Consider the following 25,659-nt stretch of genomic DNA (forward strand, 5'->3'; position numbering starts at 1 on the left):
GCTCGTTCCCCATGCTCTCCGCGCGGGTGGTCCCGCGTCGGGGTATCTGATTCGATCGGGCATCGCCCTTACGTCCCGTTAAACGGGTTAAACCGACAGGTCAGCCCTCAATTTTCGAGAAATCGGCGACCCGGTGTACCGCATCGCGCACCCGCGCCAGCAGCGACAGGCGCGCGGTGCGCTTGTGCGGGTCGGCATCGTTGACCGTCACGTCGGTAAAGAACGCGTCGATCGGCGCGCGCAGCGACGCCAGCGCCGCCATCGCCCCGGCGAAATCCTCCGCCGCGATCGCCGCCGCAGCCTGCGGTTCGGCCGCGTCGAGCGCCGTGATCAGCGCCGCTTCCGCCGGCTCGCGGTCATAGTCGCGCTTCTCACGCTCGGTCCGGGCATATTCGGCGACGATCGGCGCGAAATCGGGATCCTCGACCTCGGCCAGCGGATCCTCCTCGCCGGTTTCGGGGATGTGCTTGCTGGTGCCGGGTGCTTCCTTCTTGAGGATGTTCGCCGCGCGCTTGTACCCGGCGAGCAGGTTCGCCCCGTCCTCGGTCGTGACGAACGCCTGCAACGCATGGACGCGGGAAAGCAGGCGGACGAGATCATCCTCGCCACCCAGCGCGAACACCGCGTCGATCAGGTCGTGGCGCACGCCCGCCTCGCGCTGCTGGACCTTCAGCCGGTCGGCGAAGAAGTCGAGGACATCCTCATGCGCCGTCGCGCCCGCTGCCGCCGTCGCCTTCGACAACGACACACGAATGCCATTGTCGAGCAGCAGGGCCAACACGCCCAGTGCCGACCGGCGCAGCGCGAACGGGTCCTTCGATCCGCTCGGCTTCAACCCAACCGCAAAGAACTGGACGATGCTGTCCAGCTTGTCGGCCAGCGCCACCGCAACCGTCACCGGGGCGGTGGGCACGTCGTCGCCCTGCCCGACCGGCTTGTAATGATCGCGCACCGCCTCGGCGACTTCTGCCCGCTCGCCCTGCGCGGCGGCGTAATAGCCGCCCATCAGCCCCTGCAATTCGGGGAACTCGCCGACCATGCCGGTTACCAGATCGGCCTTGGCGAGCCTTGCGGCACGCTCGGCCATGTCGGCGAGCGCCATATCCTCCCCGGCACGGGGAGGGGGACCATCCGCAGGATGGTGGAGGGGGGTGTCGGCATTCGCTGCCGTTTCGGGAGAAGGAAGCCCCCCTCCACCACCGGCTGCGCCGGCGGTCCCCCTCCCCGTACCGGGGAGGATAATTCCGCTCTCGACCAACCACCGCGCCAGCTTCGCGACCCGCTCCACCTTGTCGGCGACCGTGCCCAACTTCTCGTGAAACACGATCTTCTCGAGCTTCGGCAGCTGGTCCTCCAGTCGCGTCTTCAAATCGGTCTCGTAGAAGAATTTCGCATCCGACAGCCGCGCCGCCAGCACCTTGGCATTGCCCGCGACGATCCGCTCGCCGCCATCCGCCGCATCGATGTTCGCGGTACAAACGAACGCGTTCGCCAGCTTGCCATCGCCATCGCGGCACACGAAATATTTCTGGTTCACCCGCGCGGTCAGCTGGATCACCTCGGGCGGCACCGCCAGGAATGCTTCGTCGAAGCGACCGATCAACGGTACCGGCCATTCGGTCAGCCCGGCATTCTCCGCCAGCAACCCCTCATCCTCGACCAGCGTCAGGCCGGCACCCTGCGCCGCCATCTTGGCGCCGACCGCGATGATCGCCGCACGTTCGTCCTGATCGACGATCACATGGCATGCGCGCAGCTTCTCGACATAGTCCGCCGCCGACCCGATGGTGATCGCACCCGGATGATGGAAGCGATGGCCCAGCGTCACCGCCCCGCTCGTCACCCCCGCGACATCGCACGGCACCACGTCGCTGCCGAACAGCGCGACGATGCCCTGCAACGGCCGTACCCAACGTGGGGACTCCGGGCTGAGCGACGCCGCGCCCCAGCGCATCGACTTGGGCCACGGGAACGCCCGCACGATCGCCGGGATCGCAGCGGCCAGCACCGCCGCCGTCTCGCGCCCTGGCACCTCGGTCACCGCGAACAACACGCCGTCACGCTCGGTCAACGCCTCGCGCGTCAGCCCGGTCTTGCGCAAAAACCCTTCCAGCGCCTGCGGCGGGGCGGAGGCGCGCGGCCCCTTCACCTCTTCGCGCACCGGTTCGGTCCGCTCGGGCAGGTCATGCGCGATCAGCACCAGCCGCCGGGGCGTCGCATAGGTCGTGATCCGCCCCGCCGCGATTCCCGCCTTGCCCAGTTCGCCCGCGAACAGTTTCTGCAAATCTTCCCGCGCGCGGGCCTGCATCCGCGCCGGAATTTCCTCCGACCGCAGTTCGAGCAGGAAATCGGTCATGCCACCCACCCCGGATACTTCGCCTGCCACTGGGGCGTCTGCGTCTCGATGAACTTCGCGCAACTGGCCTTCGCCAGGTCGCGCACCCGCCCGATATAAGCCTGCCGCTCGGCGACGGAGATCACCCCGCGCGCGTTCAGAAGGTTGAAGACATGGCTCGCCTCGATCGCCTGTTCATAAGCCGCAATCGGCACGTCATTGGCCAGCGCATTCTCGCACTCGGCCGCCGCCTTTTTGAACAGGTCGAACAGAGCGTCGGTATCGGCGACCTCGAAATTCCATTTCGACATTTGCCGCTCGTTTTCGAGGAACACGTCGCCATAGGTGACGCCGGCATCGTTGAACGCCAGGTCGTACACGCTGTCCTTGTCCTGGATATACATGGCCAGCCGCTCCAACCCGTAGGTCAGCTCGCCCGCAACCGGCTTGCAGTCATACCCGCCCATCTGCTGAAAGTAAGTGAACTGGGTGACTTCCATCCCGTCGCACCATACTTCCCAGCCAAGGCCCCATGCCCCCAGCGTCGGCGATTCCCAGTCATCCTCGACGAAGCGGATGTCGTGCTGCGTGAAGTCGATCCCGATCGCCGCCAGCGACCCCAGATACAGTTCCTGCAAATCGGGCGGCGATGGCTTCAGGATCACCTGATACTGGTAATAATGCTGCAGCCGGTTGGGGTTCTCGCCATAGCGCCCGTCGGTCGGCCGGCGCGAAGGCTGGACGAACGCGGCATTCCACGGCTCCGGCCCCAACGCGCGCAGCGTAGTCGCCGGGTGGAACGTCCCCGCCCCCATTCGCATGTCATAGGGTTGCAGGATGACGCAGCCCCGATCGCTCCAATAGTCATGGAGCGTCAGGATCATTTTCTGGAAGCTGAGCGGGGCGGACATGGTTTCGCCTATCGGTGCAAGAGCCACCGCGCCTAGCCCTTGGGTGGAGCGCGGGTCAAGGTTGCCGCCGGGCGCTCCGCCCCGCTAAGCCGACGGAATGTTCGCCCGCCCGCTCCTCGCCCTCCTGTGCTGGCTGCTGCTGGCCAGTCCGATCGCGGCCCCGGCCGCGCTCGCCCCGGCTTTGTGGGTCGCGCGCGATGGCGACACGACCATCTGGCTGTTCGGCACGGTGCATCAGTTGCGTGCGGGTACGCCATGGCTGACCGGTCCGGTCGCGAAGGCGTTCGCCGAAAGCGACGTGCTGACCCTCGAAATCGCGCCGGTCACGCCCGAGGCAGTGACGCAGGCGCTGGTCGCGGTCACCCCGGTCAAACCGGCCCCGCTGCCGCCCGAACTCGACAGGCGGCTGCGCAAGCGCGCGCACGAACTCGGCTTTCCGGCACAAGCGTTCGACGCGACCGATCCTTGGTTCGCCGCCACCACGCTGGCCGCACAGCCGCTCGCCCGCGCCGGCTACAGCCCCGCCCCCGCCCCCGAAACGCTGCTGGCACGGCTCGCCGATCGCAGCGGCACCGCGATCGAGCCGCTGGAGACGCTCGACGGCCAGCTCGGCATCTTCGCCGCGCTGCCGCAACCGGCGCAGCGCGCGATGCTCACGCGCGTGCTCGACGATCCTGATCCGGTGCCGACGATGGACCGCATCGTCGCGGCATGGGGCCGAGGGGACGTCACCGCGCTCGACCGGTTGCTGGCGAACGACATGGATGCAGCCGGTCCCGCGGTGCGCGGCGCGCTTCTCGACCGGCGCAATGCGGCATGGGCACGGACGATCGGCAAGTGGACGCGCCAGCCCGGCACCCGCTTCGTCGCGGTCGGCGCGGGGCATCTGGCCGGGCCGGACAGCGTGCAGGCGCGGTTGCAGGCGATGGGGGTAGAGGTGCAGCGAGTTCAATGACGCCCCCACCCCCAACTCATCCCGTTTGGTTCGAGCAGCTTCGAGCGAAGTCGAGAAGAGGGACAGGTGAACCATGCCCCGCATGGTTCACCTGTCCCTCGTCGACAACGCCTCGTTCGTGCCACCCCCTTCTCGACTACGGTTCTCGACAAGCTCGAACCTGCGCTCGAAGCAAACGGATAGGGAAAGAAGCAAACGGGATCGGCTAACGGGAATTACCCCCCCACCTTGCCTTTCCCCCCGAACTCCCCTAAGGGCCCGCGCTTGCTCGTGCCGGGGTCATCCCTGGAGGCCCGGCCGCGCAAGACACACAAACACCGTTTCTAAGGAAGACATGATGAGCGACACGCTGCACCTGTCGGCCGAGACGCGCGATCGGGCAGGCAAGGGAGCCTCCCGTGCCCTGCGTCGCGATGGCCGCGTCCCCGCCGTGATCTATGGCAACAAGCAGGATCCGCAGGGCATCCACCTGAACGCCCGTGAACTCATGAAGCAGCTGATGACCGGCCACTTCATGAATTCGGTCATCATGGTCGACGTCGGTGGTACCAAGGTGCGCACGCTGGCCAAGGACGTCGCGTTCGACGTCGTCACCGACCAGCCGATCCATGTCGACTTCCTGCGCATCGCCAAGGACGCGACCGTGACCGTCGCCGTGCCGGTGGTGTTCACCAACGAAGACGACGCGCCCGGCATCAAGCGTGACGGCGGCGTGCTCAACGTCGTGACCCACGAGATCGAACTGACCGTCGAAGCGTCGAACATTCCGACCGAGATCGTCGTCGACCTGACCGGCCGCGAAGTCGGCGAATCGATCCACCTGTCGGACGTGACGCTGCCGAACGGCGCCGAAGCGACTGCCGAGGACAGCGTCACCGTCGCGACCATCACCCAGCCGACCACGCTGACCGCCGAGGACGAGGCGCTCGACGCCGAAGTCGCCGAAGCGCAGTCGGCCGAAGCCGCTGCCGAGGCCGACGAAGCCGGGGACAAGGCCGAGGGCTGATCCGCCCCGCCTGTCCGGCGTTACGAAGGAGCGGGATGGCCGAGGTCGTCCCGCTCCTTTGCGTTTGGGGGCTTTCCCGCTCCTCCCCATCGTCGTCCCCACGCAGGCGGGGATCCATAGACGCAACGCCTGCGCTTCTTTTCCCGACGCCGGCGCATATGGATTCCCCCATGCGCGAGACCTCTGCGAAAGTCCCTTCTTGTGCCCCGGCGAAGGTCGGGGCCCAGTTGGGGGGACGTCGGCAAGGTATGGAAAAGCCTTCCCAACTGGACCCCGGCCTTCGCCGGGGTACGGCAAATTTCAGGCGATCGAGCGACTTTCGCAGAGGTCTCGCCTACGCCCGAATGACTTTTATAGCGCCGACACCACCAATCCCGAAGGACCCAAGCGATGCAACTCTGGACCGGCCTCGGCAATCCCGGCCCGCAATATGCGATGCACCGCCACAATATCGGCTTCATGGCTGTCGACGCCATTGCCGAGGTCCACGGCTTCGCCGCGCCGAAACGCGCCTTCCAGGGCTGGATACAGGAAGGGCGCATCGGCACGCAGAAGATCCTGCTGCTGAAACCCGGCACCTACATGAACGAGAGCGGCCGTTCGGTCGGCGAAGCGATGCGCTTCTACAAGCTGACGCCCGCCGACGTCACCGTCTTCCACGACGAACTCGACCTCGCGCCGTTCAAGCTGAAGGTGAAGACCGGCGGCGGCCATGCCGGGCATAACGGCCTGCGCTCGACCGACGCGCATATCGGCCCCGACTTCCGCCGCATCCGCCTCGGCATCGGCCATCCGGGGCACAAGGACCGGGTCAGCCCCTATGTTCTCGGCAATTTCGCCAAGGCCGAACTGGACGACCTGACCGACCTGCTCGGCGCGGTCGCTGCCGAGGCGCCATGGCTGGCGGCGGGCGACGACGTCCGCTTCATGAACGAGGTCGCACGGCGGATGGGGTGAGGGGCGCTGCCGCCGCCTCGTCACTCCCGCGAAGGCGGGAATCCATTTACGCCAACGCCGCGGCGTCATCGCCGACGCCAGCGTCTATAGACGCCCGCCTTCGCGAGACCTCTGCAAAAGTTCCTCCTCCTACCCCGGCGAAGGCCGGGGCCCAGTTGGGGGACGTCGGTAAGGTACGGAAAAGCCTTCCCAACTGGAACTCGGCCTTCGCCGGGGTACGGCATTGTTCGGGCGACCAAGCGACATTCGCAAAGGTCTCGCCTTCGCGGGAGCGACGAGCGACACCGGGAGCACCCACTTCCGCAAGATCGGTCGAGCACCCCCACCCTTCCCGTGCGCATACACAAGTGCCACACAAGGAACGGACATGACGCCGGCACAGCGAAACTATCACGACCGCATGCGCCGCGCGCTCGACCATATCGACCGGCATCTCGACGACGAACTCGACCTTGCGACCGTCAGCGCGGTCGCGGCCTTCTCCAAATATCATTTCCACCGGCAATTCACCGCGTGCTTCGGCCTGTCGGTGCATCGCTATGTCCAACTCGCCCGGTTGAAGCGCGCTTCGTATCGACTCGTGTATCGCGATGCCGACCGGATCACCGACGTCGCGATCGACGCGGGCTATGACGCGCCCGACGCCTTTGCCCGCGCCTTCCGCAAGCGCTTCGGCCAGTCTCCATCCGATTTCCGTTCCGCGCCCGACTGGGCGCCATGGCGCGCGGCGCTCCTGCCGCTCAACGATCTGAGGAACCGAACGATGCAGCATTTCGCCTCCGTCACCGTCCGCGCCTTCCCCGCCACCCCGATCGCAGTCATGCCGCATGACGGCGACATGGCGGCGATCGGCGACACCATCCGCCGCTTCATCGTCTGGCGTCGCGCCAACCGCCTGTCGCCCGCCGACAGCCCAACCTTCAATATCTTCCACAGCGATCCCGCCGACCCGGCGGCGGGGCCAGTCCGCATCGACCTGTGCGTCGGCACTGATCGCACCTTTCCCGAAGGCGACGGCGTGACCCGGTCGGTCATCCCCGGCGGTCGCTGCGCAGTGCTGCGCGTGACCGAGCGCAGCGACGATCTGGAGGCCGCCGCCCTCCACCTCTACCGAGACTGGCTGCCGGACAGCGGAGAGGAACTGCGCGACTTCCCTTTATTCTGCCAGCGTATCAGCTTCTTCCCCGACGTGCCGGAGGCCGAAGCGATCACCGACCTGTTCCTCCCGTTACGCTAGCACGCGCAGGGTCGCAGGAGCGACCGCACCGATGCCGGCGAAACCGCTTTCCTACACACAGTGCGGTCGTCATGCTTTCCGGTCGCCAGTCTCTTCGCCCATCCCGTCACTGTCGTCCGGAGGAGATGGAATAGAAAGGCGACAAACATGGTACGAGTGTGAACTTCGTGAACTTTGGGCCCGACTTGCCCCGTCGCCGGCCGGTCCGGTAAGAGAATGACCATGCCCAAACCGTTGCAATGGCTCGCATTCTTGTTCCTGCTGCTGACCGGCACCGTTGCGCAGGCGGCGCCGCGCTGCGTCGCCGGTCCATCGGGAACGACACAGACGATCCCGATCGGGGGCGGCACGCGCTCGGCGCTGCTGCACCTGCCACGGAGCTTCGATCCGGCACGCCCCGCCCCGCTGGTCATCCTCCTCCACGGCAGCGGCGGCACCGGCGCGGCGATGCTGCGCGACTCGAATCTCGCCACGGCTTCGGACCAGCACGGCTTCGTCATCGCCGCCCCCGATGCCGGCATCCCGCATGACAAGGGCTTCGTCTGGAACATTCCCGGCGTGCCGACCGTCGCCGGCACCATCCCCGGCCCCGATGCCCCCGACGATGTCGCCTTCATCGGCGCCCTGATCGACCAGCTTGCAAGCGCCGGCTGCATCGATCCCAGCCGGGTCTATGCCACCGGCCTGTCTGGCGGCGGGCGGATGACGTCGTGGCTCGGCTGCGTCGCCGCCGACCGCTTCGCTGCCATCGCCCCGGTCGTCGGGCTGCGCGCCGGCAATCCGCTGGCCAGCGACCCTAGCCGTCCCGATCCGGCTAGCTGCCGCCCCTCGCGCCCCGTGCCGGTCATTGCCTTTGCCGGCGACGCCGACACCACCAACCCGATCCAGGGCGGCGGCGCGAAATACTGGTCCTACACCATGCACGCCGCCGAACAGCGCTGGGCCGCGCTCAACCGCTGCACCGCCGCTCCCATAACCCGCTGGGTCGCGGCAAAGGTCTATGAGGAACGCTACACCGCCTGCAGGAACGGCGCGGACGTGGTAGGGCGGGTGACCGTCGGCGGCGGGCATAGCTGGGTCGTCGACAACGACGCGCTCTGGGCGTTCCTGTCGCGGCATCGCCGCTGACCCTTCCCAAAGCGCGCCCGATCGGCCAAGCCGCCACCATGACCGTCCGCACCCTTTTCCCGACCCAGCTCTACGAAGCCGCCCTTGGCGACGAAGCGCTGGTCGCCGATCTCGACGCCTCGGTCCGCGCGCTAGCGGAAGAAGACCTGGCCGGCCGCCGCTGGTCGAAGGAGCATGGCTATCGCGGCTATACCTCCTACGCCTCCTTGAACGATCTGCCCTTGCGCGACCCGGTCTTCGCCGATCTGAAGCGCGTGCTCGACCGCCATGTCGCGAAGTTCGCCGCCGCCTGCGGCATGGAACTGGGTGGACGCAAGCTCAAGCTCGACAGCCTGTGGGTCAACCTGCTCAAGCCCGGCGGCGGCCATTCGGGGCATCTCCACCCGCACAGCGTGGTGTCGGGCACCGTCTATGTCGCGGTGCCCGACGGCGCGGGCGGCATCCGGTTCGAGGACCCGCGCCTGCCGATGCTGATGGCCGCCCCCACCCGCCCCGGCACGTTCGAAACGGTCGCGCCCCGGCCCGGCACGCTGCTGCTGTGGGAAAGCTGGCTGCGGCACGAGGTCATGCCGCACGCCGGCAAGGGCGAACGGATCAGCGTAAGCTTCAACTATCGCTGGTAGCTTTTGCAAAGCCCGGCCGCAGCCGCTAAGGGGCGGACTTTCCATCATCACCGGGATTGCGCCAAGTGGGTTTTCGCTGCGGTATCGTCGGCCTGCCGAATGTCGGCAAGTCCACCCTGTTCAACGCATTGACGCAGACACAGGCGGCGCAGGCGGCCAATTATCCCTTCTGCACGATCGAACCGAATGTCGGCAACGTCGCGGTCCCCGACCCGCGCCTCGACCAGCTGGCCGAGATCGCCGGATCGGCCAAGAAGATCGAAACGCAGCTCGCCTTCGTCGATATTGCCGGGCTGGTCCGTGGCGCGTCGAAGGGTGAAGGGTTGGGCAACCAGTTCCTCGGCAATATCCGCGAGGTCGATGCGATCGTGCATGTGCTGCGGTGTTTCGAAAACGATGATATCCAGCATGTCGACGACCGGGTCGATCCGATCGCCGACGCCGATACGGTCGAGACCGAGCTGATGCTCTCCGACCTCGAAAGCCTCGAAAAGCGCGTCCCCAACCTCGCCAAGAAGGGGCAGCAGGGCGACAAGGAAGCGAAGGTCGCCGCCGCCGTGCTCGGCCGTGCGCTCGACCTGCTGCGCGAAGGCAAGCCCGCCCGCCTGACCGAAATCAAGGACGAGGAAGAGGAGCGGCTGTTCGCGCAGGCACAGTTGCTGACCGCCAAGCCGGTCCTCTACGTCTGCAACGTCAACGAGGAAGACGCTGCCGAGGGCAACGAACTGTCGGCCAAGGTCTTTGCCAAGGCCAAGGCGGAAGGGGCCGAGGCGGTCGTCGTCTCTGCCGCGATCGAGGCCGATATCGCGACGATGGACCCCGCCGACCGCGCCGAATTCCTGTCCGACCTCGGCCTCGAGGAAACCGGCCTCGCCCGCGTCATCCGCGCCGGCTATTCGCTGCTCCACCTGCTCACCTTCTTCACGGTTGGCCCGAAGGAAGCCCGCGCCTGGACCGTGTCGGTCGGGGCCAAGGCACCGCAGGCGGCGGGCGAGATCCACAGCGATTTCGAACGCGGCTTCATCCGCGCCGAGACCATCGCCTTCGCCGACTATATCGCCTGCAAGGGCGAAAGCGGCGCCCGCGATGCCGGCAAGCTGCGCGCCGAGGGCAAGGAATATGTCGTGCAGGACGGCGACGTGATGCTGTTCCGTTTCAACGTCTGATCGCCCTCCGCATTCCCGTCACGCGCCGGCGATAGGGAGCTAGACATGCGTATCCCGACCCTGTTCGTCGCCTTGGCCGGCCTGTCGGGCTGCGTCGTCCATAGCGAGGCGGTCGCCCCACCGCCGGCCGCGGCGGTCACCGAGGCAAAGGCGCCGGTCACGATCCTGATCGGCGTCGACGGCGCCCGTCCCGACTATCTGTCACCCGCCATCGCGCCCAACTTGTCGCGGCTGGCGGCGGACGGCGTGTCGGCGTCGATGCAGCCGAGTTTCCCGACCAAGACCTTCCCGAATTTCTGGACGATCGCTACCGGCGTCCGCCCCGACAAGTCGGGCATCGTCGGCAACAGGATGGAGGACGCCGCTCGCCCCGGTGAAACCTTCACCATGGACAGCGACGACCCTTTCTGGTGGAACACCGCCAAGCCAATCTGGCTCGCTGCCGAGGAAGGCGGGGTGCGTAGCGCGACGCTGTTCTGGCCGGGCAGCGAGGTCGCGTGGGGCGGCACCGGGAAGGCCGATCACGGCGTCTATGCCGGCGGACGTCACGCATCGGACTGGCAGGCATTCAATCAGGCGATCACCGCCGAACAGCGCGTCGACGGCGTTATCGACTGGCTGCGGCGCCCGGCGGCGACCCGCCCGCGCTTCGTCACCGTCTATTTCGACGATGTCGACGTCGCCGGCCATGACCATGGCCCCGGCGCGCCCGAGACGCTGGCGGCGATGACCCGCGTCGATGCCGCAATCGGCCGGTTGCAGCGCGACCTGTCGGCGCTGGGTCAGCCCGCCAACCTCGTCGTCGTCGCCGACCATGGCATGGCCGCGATCGCCACCGACCGGGTCATTCCGTTCGACCGCATCGCGCCCGCCGGCAGCTACCGCCTGATCGAAACCGGCCCCTATGCCGCGGTCGAGCCGATGCCGGGGCAGCAAGCCGCACTCGCCGCCGCCCTCGCCGAGCCGCAACAGCACATGCAATGCTGGCCCAAGGCGCAGGTCCCGGCGCGGCTCCGCTACGGCACCAACCCGCGCGCGCCGTCCTTCCTGTGCCTTGCGGAGATTGGCTGGATGATCGCACCGACCGCTCCGACCCGCCCGGTCACCGGCGGGGCGCACGGCTATGACAACGCCGCGCCCGACATGCAGGCGCTGTTCGTCGCGGGCGGCCCTGCCTTTCGCTCGGGTGTGACGCTGCCACCATTCCGCAACATTGCCATTCACCCCCTGTTGCGCCGCATGCTCGGCCTGCCCGCAGACCCGTCGCTTGACGGCGATGACGGTATGGCGGGACGTGCGTTGCGATAACGCTTGCCAGCGGGCCGGTTTCGGCCTGAAATCCGCGCGATGCGCTATTTCGAGGACATCGCGGTCGGCGACACCGCCCGTTTCGGCTCCTACCCGGTCGATCGCGACGCGGTGATCGATTTCGCCCGGCAATATGATCCGCAGCCCTTCCACCTGTCCGACGACGCCGCCGCGCGGACCCATTTCGGGCGATTGGCGGCGAGCGGCTGGCATAGCTGTGCGATGACGATGGCGATGCTGGTCGAGCATTGGACCGCGCACCCCATCGCCAGCCTGGGAGCGGCAGGGATCGACGAACTGCGCTGGCGGCGACCGGTTTATCCGGGCGACACGCTGTCGTGCGAAACCGAAGTGCTGTCGGTGCGACCTTCGACCAGCCGTCCCGAAATGGGCAGCGTCGCGAGCCAGGTGACGGTGCGCAATCAGGACGATCAGGTCGTGCTGACGTTCATTTCGCAGGCGCTGATCGCGACCCGGTCCGGTAAGGACGCCGGTTAGGATCGCCGGCCAGCCGGGCCGAAACCGCAGGCGCTGCCACCACCACGCTATCGCCGAAGCCTCTCGACCGCCTTCGCCGAGTCACGGCAAGGGGCTGGACCCGGTTCCGATATCAAGGAAGGTTCGCCGTTCGTCCAGGTCACGGGCCTTTCGGATTCCTGCGACAGCCGCCTCAATCCGGGCGTCGTCCGCCCCGACCTGGTCCGCGTCCTTCCGCACCACGGAACCGGCCACCGCCCGGCCGAACCCCTTCCGGCCGATCGAAGCCCCGCACCGCCCCTGCCCCCTGTCGCGGCGACTGGCTCGACCCGCGCGGGACATTTTCGAACCCGCGTCGCCGCTCGAACCCCGGACGCGTCGCACTGCCCGGTGCAGCGTCGGCCTGGCCCGGAACGGGCGACTGGGTCGAGCCGCGGGGGACATATTGGAAGCCGCGCCGTTCGAACCCCTGGCGCGGCGGGTTACCCGGCAGGGCATCGCTCCGCCCGCGCCAGCCACCCGGACGCCCGGGCAGTGGCGACTGGCTGGAGCCGCGCGGCACATTCTCGAAACCCGGACGCCGGTCGAATCCCGGCCGGTCCCATCCGTCCCAGCGCGGCCGGTTGTCGCCCCATCCGCCGCGCCACTGGCCGCGCCGCTGCTGCCAGTAATAACGCTGGCGATCGTTCCAGCGGAACGGCCGACGATAGCGGTCATAGACGTAATAGCCGGTACCCGGATAATAATAGTCGCCGAACCATCCCCAATAGGGGTCGCCGAAGCCGGTGGTGTACGGGTCGTAATAGCCGCCATAGCCGCCATAGCCGCCCCCGCCATAATAGCCCGACCCGACGCCGACCCCCACGCCGCCATAGCCGAAATCGCCATAGGCGCAGGCCGATACGCCCGCCCCCGCCGCCAGTGCCAGCACGATCGCGCGCAGCCGATAGAACATGCGATTGCTCCTGCGGGTCGCTGAACGACGCGACGACGTCGCAGTGCCCGATGATGGATGATGGAACAAAACGATCGCGCGTTGCCAGCGGTTCCTGTCAGGCTCCGCCCGGTACGGTGCTTGCCCGGCGACCGGCAAACCGCCTAGAGCATCGCCATGCCGACCGCCGCCCTCGCCGCCCATTCGGGTGTCGCTCCTCCCCGCGAAGGCTTTGCCCTGTCCGACGTCGCGACCTTCGCCGCGTTCGTGTTCATGGTGGTGCTGGCACGGCGCGCGATCCGCAACCGTAAGCGCAAGGACTGACATGGACGCGTTCGACCGGCTCGAATCGGTAATCGCCAGCCGCATCGGCGGCGACCCCGCCTCATCCTATGTCGCGAAGCTTCACGCCCGCGGCACGGCCAAGATCGCGCAGAAGGTCGGCGAGGAAGCGGTCGAATGCGTCATCGCCGCTTGCCAGGACGACCGCAGCGGTCTGATCGGCGAAGCAGCCGACCTGATGTTTCACCTGACCGTGCTGCTCGCCGATCGCGGCATCACGCTGGACGACGTCCGCGCCGAACTGACCGCCCGCGAAGGCCGCTCCGGCATCGCCGAGAAGGCCGCCCGCCCCAAGGAGTGATTTGATGCCGATCGACGCCACCCAGGCTTACGACCCCGACAATATCTTCGCCCGGATCCTGCGCGGCGAGATTCCGGCCAAGCGGGTCTATGAGGACGAATTCGCCCTCGCCTTCCACGACATCGCCCCGCAGGCACCGGTCCATATCCTCGTCATTCCCAAGGGTGCCTATGTCTCGTGGGACGATTTTTCCGCGCACGGCAGCGACGTCGAAATCGCCGGTTTCGTGCGTGCGGTCGGACGGATCGCGCGCGACAACGGTCTGGTCGAACCCGGCTATCGCCTGCTGGCGAACATCGGCGGGCACGGCGGACAGGAGGTCCCGCACCTGCACGTCCACCTGTTCGGCGGAGCGCCGCTCGGACCGATGCCTTCACGATAGGACAGCTTTGTTGCACGAAAGGAATTGCACGGGCCGGATTTGCGGGTAGGTTTACGCCTTTGTAATCCGCGGCCCTCGGTAGAAGGCGCCGTGTTTGGGGGGCCTGCATGATTTTCGGCCGTATCAAGCCACTGGACGCGATTCTCGCGACCGCTGAAAAGAAATCGCTAACCCGCACCCTTGGTGCGTTTCAGCTGACCATGCTCGGCGTCGGTGCCATTATCGGCACCGGCATCTTCGTGCTGACGTCCGAAGCCGCGCAAAAGGCGGGACCGGGCATGATGGTCTCGTTCATCATCGCCGCAGTCGTCTGCGCGGTCGCGGCGCTGTGCTATTCCGAATTCGCATCGATGGTCCCGGTGTCGGGATCGGCCTATACCTACACCTATGCGGTGCTCGGCGAACTGCTGGCATGGATGGTCGGCTGGGCGCTGGTCCTCGAATATGCCGTCGCCGCATCGGCGGTGTCGGTCGGCTGGTCCGGCTATTTCGTCGGGCAGTTGCAGGGATGGTTCGGCATAACGCTGCCGACTGCGCTGATTACCGGGCCGTACGTGCCCGGCGGCTTCATCAACCTGCCCGCCGTTGCCATCGCGCTGCTCATCACCGGGCTGTTGATGCTCGGCACCAGCGAGAGCGCGAAGGTCAATGCGGTGCTTGTCGCGATCAAGGTGACGGCACTGACCGCGTTCATCATCCTTGCGCTGCCGGTCATGCGGATGGAGAATTTCGAACCCTTCGCCCCCAATGGCTGGGTCGGCAGCGAAGGGCAGGGCATTGTCGGTGCAGCGGCGTCAATCTTCTTCGCCTATGTCGGCTTCGACGCGGTTTCGACCGCAGCGGAGGAGACCAAGAACCCGCAACGCAACGTACCGCTGGGCCTTATCGGCAGCCTCGGCATCTGCACCCTGTTCTACATGCTGGTAGCGGCGGGCGCGATCGGTTCGCCGCTCGGGTCGCAGCCGGTGACATCGGCGCTTGGCGAATGGCTGGCCCCCGGTTCGACGGCACTCGGCGCACGCTGCACCGAACTGGCCGGCATGGGCAGCGAACCACTGGCCTGTTCGAAGGAAGCGTTGGCGCACGTCCTGCGCGAGATCGGCTATCTGAACATCGGCAACCTGATCGGCCTCGCTGCCTTCCTCGCGCTGCCGTCGGTCATCCTCGTGATGCTGTTCGGCCAGACCCGCATCTTCTTCACCATGTCGCGTGACGGCCTGCTGCCCGAGAAGCTGTCGGCGATCCACCCCAAGTGGAAGACGCCGCACGTCATCACCGCGATCACCGGTATCGGCGTGACCTTCGCTGCGGCGTTCCTGCCAGTGGGCAAGCTGGCCGACATTGCCAATGCGGGCACGTTGTTCGCCTTCTTCATGGTCGCGGTCGGCGTGCTGGTGCTGCGCAAGCGCGATCCGCATCGCCATCGCCCGTTCCGCACCCCCGCCGTTTGGCTGGTCGCACCAGCGACGATGATCGGGTGCGTCGGCCTGTTCCTGGCACTGCCGCCAGACGCCAAGCTGGTGCTGCCGGTATGGGGCGCGATCGGTCTAATCATCTATTTCGTCTATGGCTATCGCCGCAGCCATCTGGGTCGCGGGATCGTCGAGGTCGCGGAAATGGACGATCATCGCAGCACGCCCGGTTCGCACTGATCGAACCGGATGCAAACAAAGAGGGGGGAGGCCGAACCAGTCGGCCTCCCCCCTTTTCATTGTGTAGGGGTTCGCGGCGTTCAGCCGAGCTTTTCGACCATCAGCTTGGTCAGGTCGACTTCGGGCCGCGCGCCATAGTGCGAGATGATCTCGGCCGCACACAGCGCGCCGAGCTTCAGCGAGCGTTCGATGTCATAGCCATGCGACTGGCCGTGCAGAAAGCCGGCGGCGAACAGGTCGCCCGCGCCGGTCGTGTCGACGACACGTTCGATCGGCTGGGCGGGAACGCTGGTGCGCTGACCCCCGGTCACCGCGATCGCACCATGTTCGCCGCGGGTCACGACCAACACCGGCACCTGCGCGCTGACCTGATCGACCGCCGCGTCAAAATCCTCCTGCATAGCCAGCGCCAGCAACTCGCTCTCGTTGGCGAAGAGGATGTCCACCTGCCCCTCGGCGATCAGCGCGCGGAAGTCGTCGCCGTGGCGCGAAATGCAGAAGGTGTCCGACAGGGTGAAGGCGACCTTGCGCCCCGCATCGCGGGCGATGCGGATGCCGGCACGCATCGCGGCGCGCGGCTCCTCCGGATCCCACAAATAGCCTTCGAGATACAGGATCGCGCCGCTGGCGATCAGTTCGGCGTCGAGCGCGGCTTCGGGCAGGAATTGCGACGCGCCGAGAAAGGTGTTCATCGTCCGCTGCCCATCGGGCGTGACGAAGATCAGGCAGCGCGCGGTGGTCGGCTCGCCGGCGCGTGCCGCCGTGTCGAAGCGGACGCCCGCCGCGCGGATGTCGTGCGCGAACACCGCGCCCAGCTGATCATCGGCGACCTGCCCGATAAAGCCGGTCTTGCCGCCCAGCGCCGCGATGCCCGCGACGGTGTTCGCCGCCGACCCGCCCGACACTTCGCGGCCCGGACCCATTTTCGCATAGAGCGCATCGGCATCGGCGGGAGAAAAGACGAGCTGCATCGACCCCTTGGTCATGCCCTGGCTGGCCAGGAAGGCGTCGTCGGACTGCGCGAGAATATCGACGATGGCGTTGCCGATCGCGACGACGTCGAGCGTGGGTTGGGTCAAATAAGGTCTCCGAACAAGCGATCCGCCGCCAGCATAGGCGCGGACGTTGCCAGCGGCGTTAGCCAGCGGCGCGGGGGCAGGCAAGGCGTTGACGGCGGGCGGCGCGCCCCGCATCGTCCCGGACGATGATCGAGAGCTTTCTTCTGTCCGTAGGCCAACTCGGCGACCGCGCGTTCCTGCGCGTGCTGGCCAAGTCGCTGACGCTGACCCTTGTGCTCCTCGCCGCATTGGCGGCGGTGCTGGCATGGGCAGCGCACTGGCTGACCGCCGACTTCCTGCTGCTGGGCGACGATGCCGGTACGCTGGCGGCGGTGGCGGCGGCGATCGCCGCGATCGGAATCGCGTGGCTGTTGTTCCGCATCGTGGCGATCGCGGTCATCGGCCTGTTCGCCGACGAAGTGGTCGAAGCGGTCGAGGCGAAACATTATCCCGCCGCCCTCGCCACCGCACGGCCGGTACCGCTCGGCCGGTCGTTGCGCATGAGCGCGACGTCGGCGCTGCGCGCGCTGGCGGTCAATCTGTTCTTCCTGCCGCTCTATCTCGTGCTGCTGGCGACCGGGATTGGGACGGCGGCGGTGTTCTTCGTCGTCAATGGCTGGCTATTGGGTCGCGACCTGTTCGACATGGTCGCCGCCCGGCACCTGCCGCCATCCGCGATGCGCGCCGAACGGTCCGCCACGGGCGGGCGGCGCTTCGTGCTGGGGCTGGCCGGAACCGGATTGCTGCTTGTGCCGTTTGTGAATTTCGTTGCGCCCCTGATCGGCGCGGCGATGGCGACGCATCGGTTTCACCGGCGGCGCCCAAGGGGGGACGGACATGCGTAGCGGTTTCATCGCGGTCGCCGCAGGGCTGACCCTGTCGGCCTGTGCCGGGTCGACCGCGCCGGTCGTCCGCCAGAACGCCCTGCCCGTCCCGCCCAGACCGACCTATGGCACCGTCGGCCTCGAACGCGTGCTAGGGCAGAACGCCAATGCGCTGACCGGCCTGTTCGGCCAGCCGCAGCTCGACCTGACCGAAGGGGCAGGCCGCAAGCTGCAATTCGGATCGAACATCTGCGTGCTCGACGCCTATCTCTACCCGCCGCAGGACGGGGGCGTGCCGGTGGTCCGCCATATCGATTCGCGCCAGCGCAACGGCGCGCCGATCGACCGGGCGAGCTGCGTCGCCGCGCTGACCCGTCGCGAGGGCGGCCGCTGACCATCCTGCCAACCTTTCCCGCGCCGGCGCCCGCCGGCGCTCGCCCCCTGCCGGAGTGACAATATGAAGCAACTCGTAGCCTTCGACCTCGACGGAACCCTGGCCGAAAGCAAACAGCAACTGACCGAGGCGATGGGCGAAGCGCTGGCCGATCTGCTGGGCGTCGCGCATGTCGCGATCATCTCCGGCGGCGACTGGCCGCAATTCGAAAAGCAGGTCGCCAGCCGCCTGCCCGAACGCGCCGACCTGTCGCGGCTGTGGATGATGCCGACCAGCGGGACCAAGCTCTACACCCATGGCGATGGCCGCTGGAACACGGTCTATGCCGACCTGTTCGACGACGCGACCAAGGCGAAGATCCTCGCAGCGTTCGACGCGGCGCTAGAAGCGACCGGCTTCGTCCCCGAACAGACCTGGGGCGAGCGGATCGAGGATCGCGGCAGCCAGATCACCTTCTCGGCGCTCGGCCAGCAGGCGCCGATCGACGCCAAGGAACATTGGGACCCCAAGTTCGAGAAGCGCAAGATCATCCAGGCCGATCTGAAGCAGCGCCTGCCCGAGCTGTCGATCAACATGGGCGGCGCGACGTCGATCGACATCACCAAGGAAGGCGTCGACAAGGCGACCGGCCTTGCCAAGCTGGCCGATATCAGCGGCATCGCCACCGACGACATGCTGTTCATCGGCGACGCGATCTTCCCCGGCGGCAATGATTATGCGCCGAAGGCGGCGGGCATGGACACGGTCAAGATCCGCGACCCGCAGGAAACGCTGGCGGTGATCGAGGCGATCGTCGCCTGTCAGAAGTAACCGCGCTCCCCTGCCCCGCCGCGCGCGGGGCGGGGTTGGCGGCCCAAAGTTCACAAAGTTCACACTCGTGCAGCATTGCGCGGCGAGGCGCTTTCCCCCTGTCGACCGAGGTTTGAACGGACCTTTGAAAGAGCGCCGTCGACGATAGGATGAGCCGTTCGCTGTAGGAAAGCTGCGTAGCGGGGGCGGCTGATCCGCTATTTCCCGGCGGGCGGGCGGTAGAAGCGGGAGAGCGCATATTCGTTGCGCCCGCGATTGGTCTTCACCGCCAGCCGCTGCATCGCATCGCGCAGGCCGATGGTCGATAGCAGCAACTGCGCAGCGACGATCCCGCCGCGTAGCGTCAGTTTCTCGGCGAGCGAGCGGCGGGCGAGGTGCCGGGCGATGCGGTCGTCGCCCTGCAGCCAGTGGACGACCGCGGCGCGGGCGAGACCGCCGGCGATCTTCTTCGAACGCGGCATGTAATAGGGCGCAAGCACGCCATGCCGGTCGATGACGTCGGCCGATGCGTCGCGTGCCAAGGCGTCGACAAAGGCGTCATGGCCGATCGCCGAATAAAGTTCGTGTTCGGCAAACTTGGCCGCGGAGGCGTTGACGCCGTCGCGGAACAGGAAACGGCGGTACAATAGCCGGTCGACATAGCCGAAGTCGCCGATCCGGCTCATCCGCCGGAACAGGTCGGTGGCCTGTGCCACGCGGAAGAACGGGCGATAGCCGCCGGCGGCCAGATAGGCCGAGCGGCGGAACATCACTTCGCCGTGCGAGATGCCGAAGCCGGCGATCATCGGCCCCTTGCGGATCGCCTCGGCCGGCCGAATGACATAGCCCTTGCCGCCCTCCTCGACATTCTCGATCGCGCAGCCGACCGCGACGACGTCCAGGTGGGCGAGCAGGAAGTCGCGTTGCGCGCGGAGTCGGCCGGGCAGGCTTTCGTCGCCTGCACCATGGACCGCGATGAAGTCGGTGTCGGCCGCCGCGCAGGCCGCCGCCATCGTCGCGGTGAAGCCCCGGTTCGGTTGGGCGACGACGGTCAGGTTCGGCGCCGACAGCGCGCGCAGTTCGGCGAGCGTGTCGTCGCGCGATCCGTCGTCGATGGCGACGATCCGCACGTCCTCGCAATCCTGCGCGAGCAGCGATTCGATCGACGGGCGCACCCGGTGGGCGCGGTTGTGGAACACCGTGATGACCGTGATGCTCGCCATGGTCCGCCCCCTCCAAACGAAACGGGCCGCGCCTCCGGTCGGAGACGCGGCCCGCCCTAGCCATCAAGCGGCGCGCTTATGCGGCCAGCTTGCGCAGCACATATTGCAGGATGCCGCCGTTCAGGAAATATTCCAGTTCGTTGACGGTATCGATGCGACACTTGGTCAGGAAGGTTTCGGTCGTGCCGTCGGCGCGGACCATGATGACCTCGACGTCCTGACGCGGGCGCAGGCCGGCAACGCCCTGGATCGTGAAGGTTTCGTCGCCGGTCAGGCCGAGCGTCTGGCGGGTCACGCCTTCGGCGAACTGCAGTGGCAGCACGCCCATGCCGACAAGGTTCGAACGGTGGATACGCTCGAAGCTTTCGGTGATGACCGCGCGGACGCCGAGCAGGTTGGTGCCCTTCGCCGCCCAGTCACGCGACGAGCCGGTGCCATATTCCTTGCCGGCGATGACGACCAGCGGCGTGCCGTCGGCCTTGTGGCGCATGGCGGCGTCATAGATCGGCATGACTTCGCCGTCGTAGCGGCTCATGCCGCCTTCGACGCCGGGGACCATTTCGTTCTTGATGCGGATGTTGGCGAAGGTGCCACGCATCATGACATCGTGATTGCCGCGGCGGGCGCCGTAGCTGTTGAAGTCGCGGCGGCTAACCTGATGTTCTTGCAGGAAAGTTCCGGCCGGGCTGTCCGCCTTGATCGAACCGGCCGGCGAAATGTGGTCGGTGGTGATCGAGTCGCCGAGGATCGCCAGCGGCTTCGCCTCGATAATGTCCGCAGTCGGGTTCGGCGTCATCGTAAGCCCTTCGAAATAGGGCGGATTAGCGATGTAGGTGCTCGACGTCGGCCAGTTGTAGGTATCCGACCCCTCGACCGAGATGCCGGCCCAATGCTTGTCGCCGGCATAGACGTTGCCATAGCGCGAACGGAACATGCCGTCGTCGATGTTGGCGGCCATGAGGTCGGCGACCTCCTCGTTCGACGGCCAGATGTCCTTGAGATACACGTCCTGCCCGTCCGAGCCCTGCCCGATCGGGGTCGACACCATATCCTCGGTCACGGTGCCCTTCAGCGCATAGGCGACGACGAGCGGCGGCGAGGCGAGGAAGTTGGCGCGGACGTCGGCCGACACGCGGCCTTCGAAGTTGCGGTTGCCCGACAGGACCGAGGCGGCGACGATGTCGTTGCCGTTGATCGCCGCCGAAATCGGTGCCGCCAGCGGACCCGAATTGCCGATGCAGGTGGTGCAGCCATAGCCGACGAGGTTGAAGCCGACCGCGTCGAGATCCTGGGTCAGACCCGCCTTGTCGAGATAGTCGGTGACGACCTGCGAACCGGGCGCCAGCGAGGTCTTGACCCACGGCTTGGGCTTGAGGCCCAGCTTGTTCGCCTTGCGCGCGACGAGGCCGGCGGCGACCAGCACCGACGGGTTCGACGTGTTGGTGCAGCTGGTGATCGCGGCGATGACGACGTCGCCGTCGCCGATGTCGTGATTTTCACCTTCGACCGCGACGCGCTTCGGCGCGTCCTTCTTGTAGACCTTGGTCAGGTCGCCGTTGAACACGTCGTCGACGTTCGGCAGTTCGACGCGGTCCTGCGGACGCTTCGGCCCGGCGAGCGACGGCACGACGGTCGACATGTCGAGTTCGAGCGTGTCGGTGAAGATCGGGTCGACGGCATTCTCGTCGCGCCAGAAGCCATTGGCCTTGGCATAGGCTTCGGTCAGCGCGATCACTTCGGCCGGACGCGCGGTCAGGCGCATATAGTCGATCGTCTTGTCGTCGATCGGGAAGAAACCGCAGGTCGCGCCATATTCGGGCGCCATGTTGGCGATCGTCGCGCGATCGGCGAGCGTCATCGACGACAGGCCCGGACCGTAAAATTCGACGAAGCGGCCGACCACGCCCTTCGCGCGCAGCATCTGCGTGACGGTGAGCACGAGGTCGGTGGCGGTGATGCCTTCCTGCAGCTTGCCGGTCAGCTTGAATCCGACGACTTCGGGGATGAGCATCGACACCGGCTGACCCAGCATCGCCGCTTCCGCCTCGATGCCGCCCACGCCCCAGCCGAGAACGCCGAGGCCGTTGACCATCGTCGTGTGGCTGTCGGTACCGACCAGCGTGTCGGGATAGGCGATCGTGCCCGAACCGTCGGTCGATTCCGACGACCACACCGCCTGCGCGACATATTCGAGGTTCACCTGGTGGCAGATGCCGGTGCCAGGGGGAACGACCGAGAAATTGTCGAGCGCCTTCGAACCCCATTTCAGGAATTCATAGCGTTCGATGTTGCGCTGATATTCCAGCTCGACATTCTCTTCGGCAGCGGTCGGCGTGCCGAATTCGTCGACCATGACCGAGTGGTCGATGACGAGGTGGACGGGAACCTGCGGGTTGATCTTGCCCGCGTCGCCGCCGAGCTTGGTGATCGCATCGCGCATCGCCGCCAGATCGACGACGCAGGGAACGCCGGTGAAGTCCTGCATCAGCACACGTGCCGGGCGATACTGGATCTCGCGGTCCGAGCGGGCATCCTTCTGCCAGTCGACGATCGCCTGCGCATCCTCGGGCGTAACGGTCACGCCGTCCTCGAAGCGGAGCATGTTCTCGAGCAGCACCTTCATCGAGAAGGGCAGCCGCGACACGTCGCCGAGCTTTGCCGACGCCTTTGCCAGCGAATAGTAAGAATAGGTCTTGCCGCCGACATCGAGCGTGTCGCGGGTGCCGAGCGTGTCCTGGCCGATAGCGGTCATGCGGATCCTTCCCAGTTGGTCGCGGGCGGGATCGATCGGCCGGGGGCCGTCGACGTGCATGCCGCCGCGGGAGGTTATCGAGCTGTACCGGTGCGCCTTAGCAACCGTATAAAGCCGGGGGAAGTGGGTGAATCCGGTTCCGGGCCGGACGATCGCCGACTTTTAGTGCAACATAAATGCTTTCGCTTTGCAATAGCGATAATACCCGTTTTTGTCGGGGTAGAGCGGGGTTTGCGATCGCAAGCGGCCATCCTAACGCGCAGGCGAGCCCCCTGCGCAGGTCCCGATCATCAGCCTCATTGCGTACCCCCGCGCAGGCGGGGGTCCAGGACCTCAAACGCAAGCCCTTGTTTTGCGTGGCTCTGGACCCCCGCCTACGCGGGGGTACGGCAAATGTACTCTGACGCAGGGGACTTTTGCAAAGGTCTCGCGCGGGAAGGACGTTGCCAGTGGTTTCCGCTTTCCTACAAGCTGCATGTTCCCGTAACGTTCCATCATCATCAGGGAGGTCGGGGGATGACGGCATATCGGGTACGGCATGACGGGTGGACGCCACAGCGGCAGCGGGCGTTCCTGCGGGCGTTGAGCGAGACAGGGTCGGTGCGCGATGCTTGTGCGCGGGCGCAGATTTCGACGACGTCCGCCTATCGGATGCGCGACCGGTCGGTGGCGTTCGATCGGGCGTGGCGGCGCGCGCTGGCCAAGGTCGCGCCGACGATCGAACAGGCGGCATATGAACGCGCCGTGCTGGGGTGGGAGGAGCCGGTGTGGCATGGCGGCAAGGTCGTCGGGCATCGGCGGCGCTATTCGGACAGCCTGTTGCGGTTACTGGTGACGCGCGGCATCGGCGATGGGCGGCGGGACGACGGGGAGCCGGTTATCGCGCATATGGCGACACAGGCGGAAACCGACGCCATGTTGATTGCCAACATCAAGGCAGCGAGACGTCGGATGGAGGCCGAAGCCGTACGGAAAGCCTTGCCTGCGCCCGCCCCTGCCGCCACCAGCGGCGCGGAACAGCAGGGGAATGGCGATGCAGGTGACGCGGATCGGGGGGCGGCGGGTCGCGTTCGTCATGGCGACGGACCACGAATATGGACCCTGTCTGGCTGAACGCTTCGTGCCGCTCATCACCGGGGTCGGGCCGGTCGAGGCGGCGATCGGGACCACGCAGGCGCTGGCGGGAATGGCGGAGTTGCCCGAGCTGGTCGTGTCGATCGGATCGGCGGGGTCGCGGCGACTGCCGCTCGGGTCGATCTGGCAGGTGGCCAGCGTGTCGTGGCGCGACATGGATGCGACGCGGATCGGCGTGGCGAAGGGCGTGACGCCGTTTTCGGATCATCCCGCCGAGATGCCACTGGCGACGCCGCTCGACTGGCCGGTGGCGCGACTGTCGACGGGGGCGAATATCGTCGGCGGCAGCTACTATGATGCGATCGACGCGGATATGGTCGACATGGAGACGTTCGCGGTGCTGCGCGCGTGCCAGCGTTTCGGGGTGCCGGTGATGGGGCTGCGCGGCGTGTCCGATGGGCCGGGCGAGTTGGAGGCGCTGGGCGGGTGGACGGCGATGCTGGGGGTGCTCGACGAACGGCTGGCGGTGGCGGTGGATCGGTTGGGGTAGGAAGAGAAGAAAATTGGTTCGCGCAGAGGCGCGGAGGCGCGGAGAGGTTGTGTTTCCGGAGAGAGCACCCGCGCCAGCGGGCCTTTGAGCCTGCCGCTCCCGAGAGAAGCGCCTCCCGATCGCAGCCGCTTTGCCCCGGGTGCAACTCCTCTGCGCCTCCGCGCCTCTGCGCGAAAACCTTCTTCGCGCCTAAGCCCGGTCGAGGAACACCACGCCTGGCACCTTCAGCCGCGCCGGGGTCGGGCGGATCGGGCCGTCGACGGTGACGGTGAACACCGCCACGTCGCCGCTGCGTTCGTTGGCGACCAGCAACTGGCCGCTATCCTCGATCAGCAGGAAGAAGCGCGGCCAGTTGCCGCCGCAGTCGATATGCTGGGCGAGCGTCGCGGTGCCGTCCTCGGCAAGGTCGAACATGGCGATGCTGTTGTGACCGCGGTTCGAGGCGTAGAGGCGGCGGCCGGCGCTGTCGATCGCGATATGCGCGGCCTGCGACTGACCTTCCCAGCCGGGCGGGAGCAGCGAGGTGGTGGCGCGGGTGGTGAAGCTGCCATCGGCCTGCGCGTCGAGCGTGACCAGCGTGTTGGCGAGTTCGGTGACGACGTAACCGATCGGCAGCGTCGGGTGATAGGCCATGTGGCGCGGGCCGGCCCCGGCGGGGGCGCGCCACGCGACGACCGGATCGCCGATCTCGCCGCTCTCGAGCGGATAGGCGAAGATCGTGTCGGCGCCGAGGTCGACCGAATGGCAGAAGCGATCGTTCGGGGTGAAGCCGACCCAATGCGCGTGGGGGGCGCTCTGCCGATCCTTGTTGGGGCCGGTGCCCTTGTGCTGGCGGACGATCGGCGGTTGGGGCAGGCCGGCGGCGAGCGGATAGAGCGCGACGGTTCCGGAAGAATAGTTTGCGACGGCGAGCAGGTTGCCGCGATGGTTGAGCGCGACATGGCAGGGATCGTCACCGCCGCTCGGCAGATCGGCGAGGATGCGACCGTCGCGATCGGTGGCGATCAGCCGCCCGGCCGCCGATTCACGGACCAGATAGCGCATCGACCCGCGGCCGACGCCGAACGAGATGTCCTTGAGCGCGGGGTCGGCGGCGCCGACGCTCCAGCCGCGACCGCGCGCGGGCAGCTTGTAGAGCCCCTGCCCGCCCGGCCGGGCATAGGTGCCGGCGATCAGATCCATCCCGCCCCGCTGGGCGCGGGCGGGGACGGCGGCGAGCGTGGCGGTGGCGGCCATGCCGGCCAGGAGCGTGCGTCGGGTGGTCATCCCGACGCTATGCCC

At 67.1% G+C, this 25,659-nt stretch carries 25 protein-coding genes; 18 read left to right on the plus strand and 7 right to left on the minus strand.

Going from position 1 to position 25,659, the window contains the following annotated elements:
• Window positions 1-100: 100 nt before the first annotated feature.
• Together glyS and MF607_RS09765 are read right to left on the minus strand one after the other, a co-directional pair.
• On the minus strand, window positions 101-2,356 hold the full coding sequence (gene glyS / locus MF607_RS09760) for a glycine--tRNA ligase subunit beta (protein ID WP_242118054.1): 2,256 nt from the start codon (window positions 2,354-2,356) through the stop codon (window positions 101-103).
• Entirely contained in the window at window positions 2,353-3,219 is an 867-nt protein-coding gene (locus MF607_RS09765) for a glycine--tRNA ligase subunit alpha (RefSeq protein ID WP_242118478.1), read from the minus strand. The genes glyS and MF607_RS09765 overlap by 4 nt, the downstream gene beginning before the upstream one ends.
• Window positions 3,220-3,343: 124 nt before the next feature.
• On the opposite strand from MF607_RS09765, the gene MF607_RS09770 reads away from it, so the two are divergent.
• From MF607_RS09770 to MF607_RS09810, 9 genes are all read left to right on the plus strand, one after another.
• On the plus strand, window positions 3,344-4,201 hold the full coding sequence (locus MF607_RS09770; RefSeq protein ID WP_242118057.1) for a TraB/GumN family protein: 858 nt from the start codon (window positions 3,344-3,346) through the stop codon (window positions 4,199-4,201).
• Between the two features lie 337 nt (window positions 4,202-4,538).
• Window positions 4,539-5,207 carry a 50S ribosomal protein L25/general stress protein Ctc gene (locus MF607_RS09775; RefSeq protein WP_242118059.1) on the plus strand — a complete coding sequence of 223 codons (669 nt, stop codon included), beginning with the start codon at window positions 4,539-4,541 and terminating at the stop codon, window positions 5,205-5,207.
• Window positions 5,208-5,597: 390 nt separating this feature from the next.
• On the plus strand, window positions 5,598-6,164 hold the full coding sequence (gene pth, locus MF607_RS09780; RefSeq protein ID WP_242118063.1) for an aminoacyl-tRNA hydrolase: 567 nt from the start codon (window positions 5,598-5,600) through the stop codon (window positions 6,162-6,164).
• A 367-nt stretch (window positions 6,165-6,531) separates the two neighbouring features.
• Window positions 6,532-7,401, plus strand: a complete 870-nt coding sequence (locus MF607_RS09785) for an AraC family transcriptional regulator (RefSeq protein WP_242118065.1) — start codon at window positions 6,532-6,534, stop codon at window positions 7,399-7,401.
• Between the two features lie 216 nt (window positions 7,402-7,617).
• Complete coding sequence (locus MF607_RS09790) at window positions 7,618-8,529, plus strand: CE1 family esterase (RefSeq protein ID WP_242118068.1); 912 nt, start codon at window positions 7,618-7,620, stop codon at window positions 8,527-8,529.
• Between the two features lie 38 nt (window positions 8,530-8,567).
• The gene (locus MF607_RS09795; RefSeq protein ID WP_242118070.1) at window positions 8,568-9,152 is read left to right on the plus strand and encodes a TIGR02466 family protein; all 585 of its coding nucleotides are present in this window, start codon (window positions 8,568-8,570) and stop codon (window positions 9,150-9,152) included.
• 65 nt (window positions 9,153-9,217) lie between these two features.
• Window positions 9,218-10,318, plus strand: coding sequence for a redox-regulated ATPase YchF (gene ychF, locus MF607_RS09800; protein WP_242118073.1), 1,101 nt, complete (start codon window positions 9,218-9,220; stop codon window positions 10,316-10,318).
• A gap of 45 nt (window positions 10,319-10,363) precedes the next feature.
• Window positions 10,364-11,626 (plus strand): alkaline phosphatase family protein, encoded by a 1,263-nt coding sequence (locus tag MF607_RS09805; RefSeq protein WP_242118076.1) that lies wholly within the window; start codon window positions 10,364-10,366, stop codon window positions 11,624-11,626.
• Window positions 11,627-11,665: 39 nt separating this feature from the next.
• Window positions 11,666-12,124 carry a MaoC family dehydratase gene (locus MF607_RS09810; protein ID WP_242118078.1) on the plus strand — a complete coding sequence of 153 codons (459 nt, stop codon included), beginning with the start codon at window positions 11,666-11,668 and terminating at the stop codon, window positions 12,122-12,124.
• Between the two features lie 172 nt (window positions 12,125-12,296).
• Here the strand turns inward: MF607_RS09810 and MF607_RS09815 are convergent, their stop codons facing one another.
• Entirely contained in the window at window positions 12,297-13,058 is a 762-nt protein-coding gene (locus MF607_RS09815; protein WP_242118079.1) for a peptidase, read from the minus strand.
• Between the two features lie 156 nt (window positions 13,059-13,214).
• On the opposite strand from MF607_RS09815, the gene MF607_RS09820 reads away from it, so the two are divergent.
• The 4 genes from MF607_RS09820 to MF607_RS09835 all read left to right on the plus strand — a co-directional run bounded on the left by MF607_RS09820 (window position 13,215) and on the right by MF607_RS09835 (window position 15,714).
• Window positions 13,215-13,361 carry a hypothetical protein gene (locus tag MF607_RS09820; RefSeq protein ID WP_242118080.1) on the plus strand — a complete coding sequence of 49 codons (147 nt, stop codon included), beginning with the start codon at window positions 13,215-13,217 and terminating at the stop codon, window positions 13,359-13,361.
• Between the two features lies 1 nt (window position 13,362).
• Window positions 13,363-13,680 carry a phosphoribosyl-ATP diphosphatase gene (locus MF607_RS09825; protein ID WP_242118081.1) on the plus strand — a complete coding sequence of 106 codons (318 nt, stop codon included), beginning with the start codon at window positions 13,363-13,365 and terminating at the stop codon, window positions 13,678-13,680.
• Window positions 13,681-13,684: 4 nt separating this feature from the next.
• The gene (locus MF607_RS09830; RefSeq protein WP_242118082.1) at window positions 13,685-14,062 is read left to right on the plus strand and encodes a histidine triad nucleotide-binding protein; all 378 of its coding nucleotides are present in this window, start codon (window positions 13,685-13,687) and stop codon (window positions 14,060-14,062) included.
• A gap of 107 nt (window positions 14,063-14,169) precedes the next feature.
• Window positions 14,170-15,714 (plus strand): amino acid permease, encoded by a 1,545-nt coding sequence (locus tag MF607_RS09835; protein WP_242118085.1) that lies wholly within the window; start codon window positions 14,170-14,172, stop codon window positions 15,712-15,714.
• Window positions 15,715-15,794: 80 nt separating this feature from the next.
• Here MF607_RS09835 and MF607_RS09840 read toward each other — a convergent pair whose 3' ends face one another.
• Entirely contained in the window at window positions 15,795-16,793 is a 999-nt protein-coding gene (locus tag MF607_RS09840; RefSeq protein WP_242118087.1) for an adenosine kinase, read from the minus strand.
• 125 nt (window positions 16,794-16,918) lie between these two features.
• On the opposite strand from MF607_RS09840, the gene MF607_RS09845 reads away from it, so the two are divergent.
• The 3 genes from MF607_RS09845 (at window position 16,919) to MF607_RS09855 (ending at window position 18,800) form a co-directional block, all read left to right on the plus strand.
• A complete protein-coding gene (locus MF607_RS09845; protein WP_242118089.1) occupies window positions 16,919-17,617 on the plus strand; it encodes an EI24 domain-containing protein in 699 nt (232 codons plus the stop codon).
• A complete protein-coding gene (locus MF607_RS09850; RefSeq protein ID WP_056459369.1) occupies window positions 17,610-17,990 on the plus strand; it encodes a hypothetical protein in 381 nt (126 codons plus the stop codon). Before MF607_RS09845 ends, MF607_RS09850 begins: the two co-directional genes overlap by 8 nt.
• Before the next feature lie 63 nt (window positions 17,991-18,053).
• Window positions 18,054-18,800, plus strand: coding sequence for an HAD-IIB family hydrolase (locus tag MF607_RS09855; protein WP_242118091.1), 747 nt, complete (start codon window positions 18,054-18,056; stop codon window positions 18,798-18,800).
• Window positions 18,801-18,997: 197 nt separating this feature from the next.
• Here the strand turns inward: MF607_RS09855 and MF607_RS09860 are convergent, their stop codons facing one another.
• Together MF607_RS09860 and acnA are read right to left on the minus strand one after the other, a co-directional pair.
• On the minus strand, window positions 18,998-20,002 hold the full coding sequence (locus tag MF607_RS09860; protein ID WP_242118093.1) for a glycosyltransferase: 1,005 nt from the start codon (window positions 20,000-20,002) through the stop codon (window positions 18,998-19,000).
• Between the two features lie 76 nt (window positions 20,003-20,078).
• Window positions 20,079-22,754, minus strand: a complete 2,676-nt coding sequence (gene acnA, locus MF607_RS09865) for an aconitate hydratase AcnA (RefSeq protein WP_242118096.1) — start codon at window positions 22,752-22,754, stop codon at window positions 20,079-20,081.
• A gap of 516 nt (window positions 22,755-23,270) precedes the next feature.
• Here acnA and MF607_RS09870 point away from each other — a divergent pair.
• A complete protein-coding gene (locus MF607_RS09870; RefSeq protein ID WP_242118098.1) occupies window positions 23,271-23,867 on the plus strand; it encodes a hypothetical protein in 597 nt (198 codons plus the stop codon).
• Window positions 23,782-24,378, plus strand: coding sequence for a 5'-methylthioadenosine/S-adenosylhomocysteine nucleosidase (locus MF607_RS09875; RefSeq protein WP_431311924.1), 597 nt, complete (start codon window positions 23,782-23,784; stop codon window positions 24,376-24,378). Before MF607_RS09870 ends, MF607_RS09875 begins: the two co-directional genes overlap by 86 nt.
• A gap of 189 nt (window positions 24,379-24,567) precedes the next feature.
• Here the strand turns inward: MF607_RS09875 and MF607_RS09880 are convergent, their stop codons facing one another.
• Window positions 24,568-25,644: a lactonase family protein gene (locus MF607_RS09880; protein WP_242118105.1), complete on the minus strand. Its 1,077-nt coding sequence runs from the start codon at window positions 25,642-25,644 to the stop codon at window positions 24,568-24,570.
• Window positions 25,645-25,659 lie beyond the last annotated feature (15 nt).

The sequence above is a fragment of the Sphingomonas lacusdianchii genome, from assembly GCF_022664395.1.
Taxonomy (GTDB): Bacteria; Pseudomonadota; Alphaproteobacteria; order Sphingomonadales; family Sphingomonadaceae; genus Sphingomonas; species Sphingomonas lacusdianchii.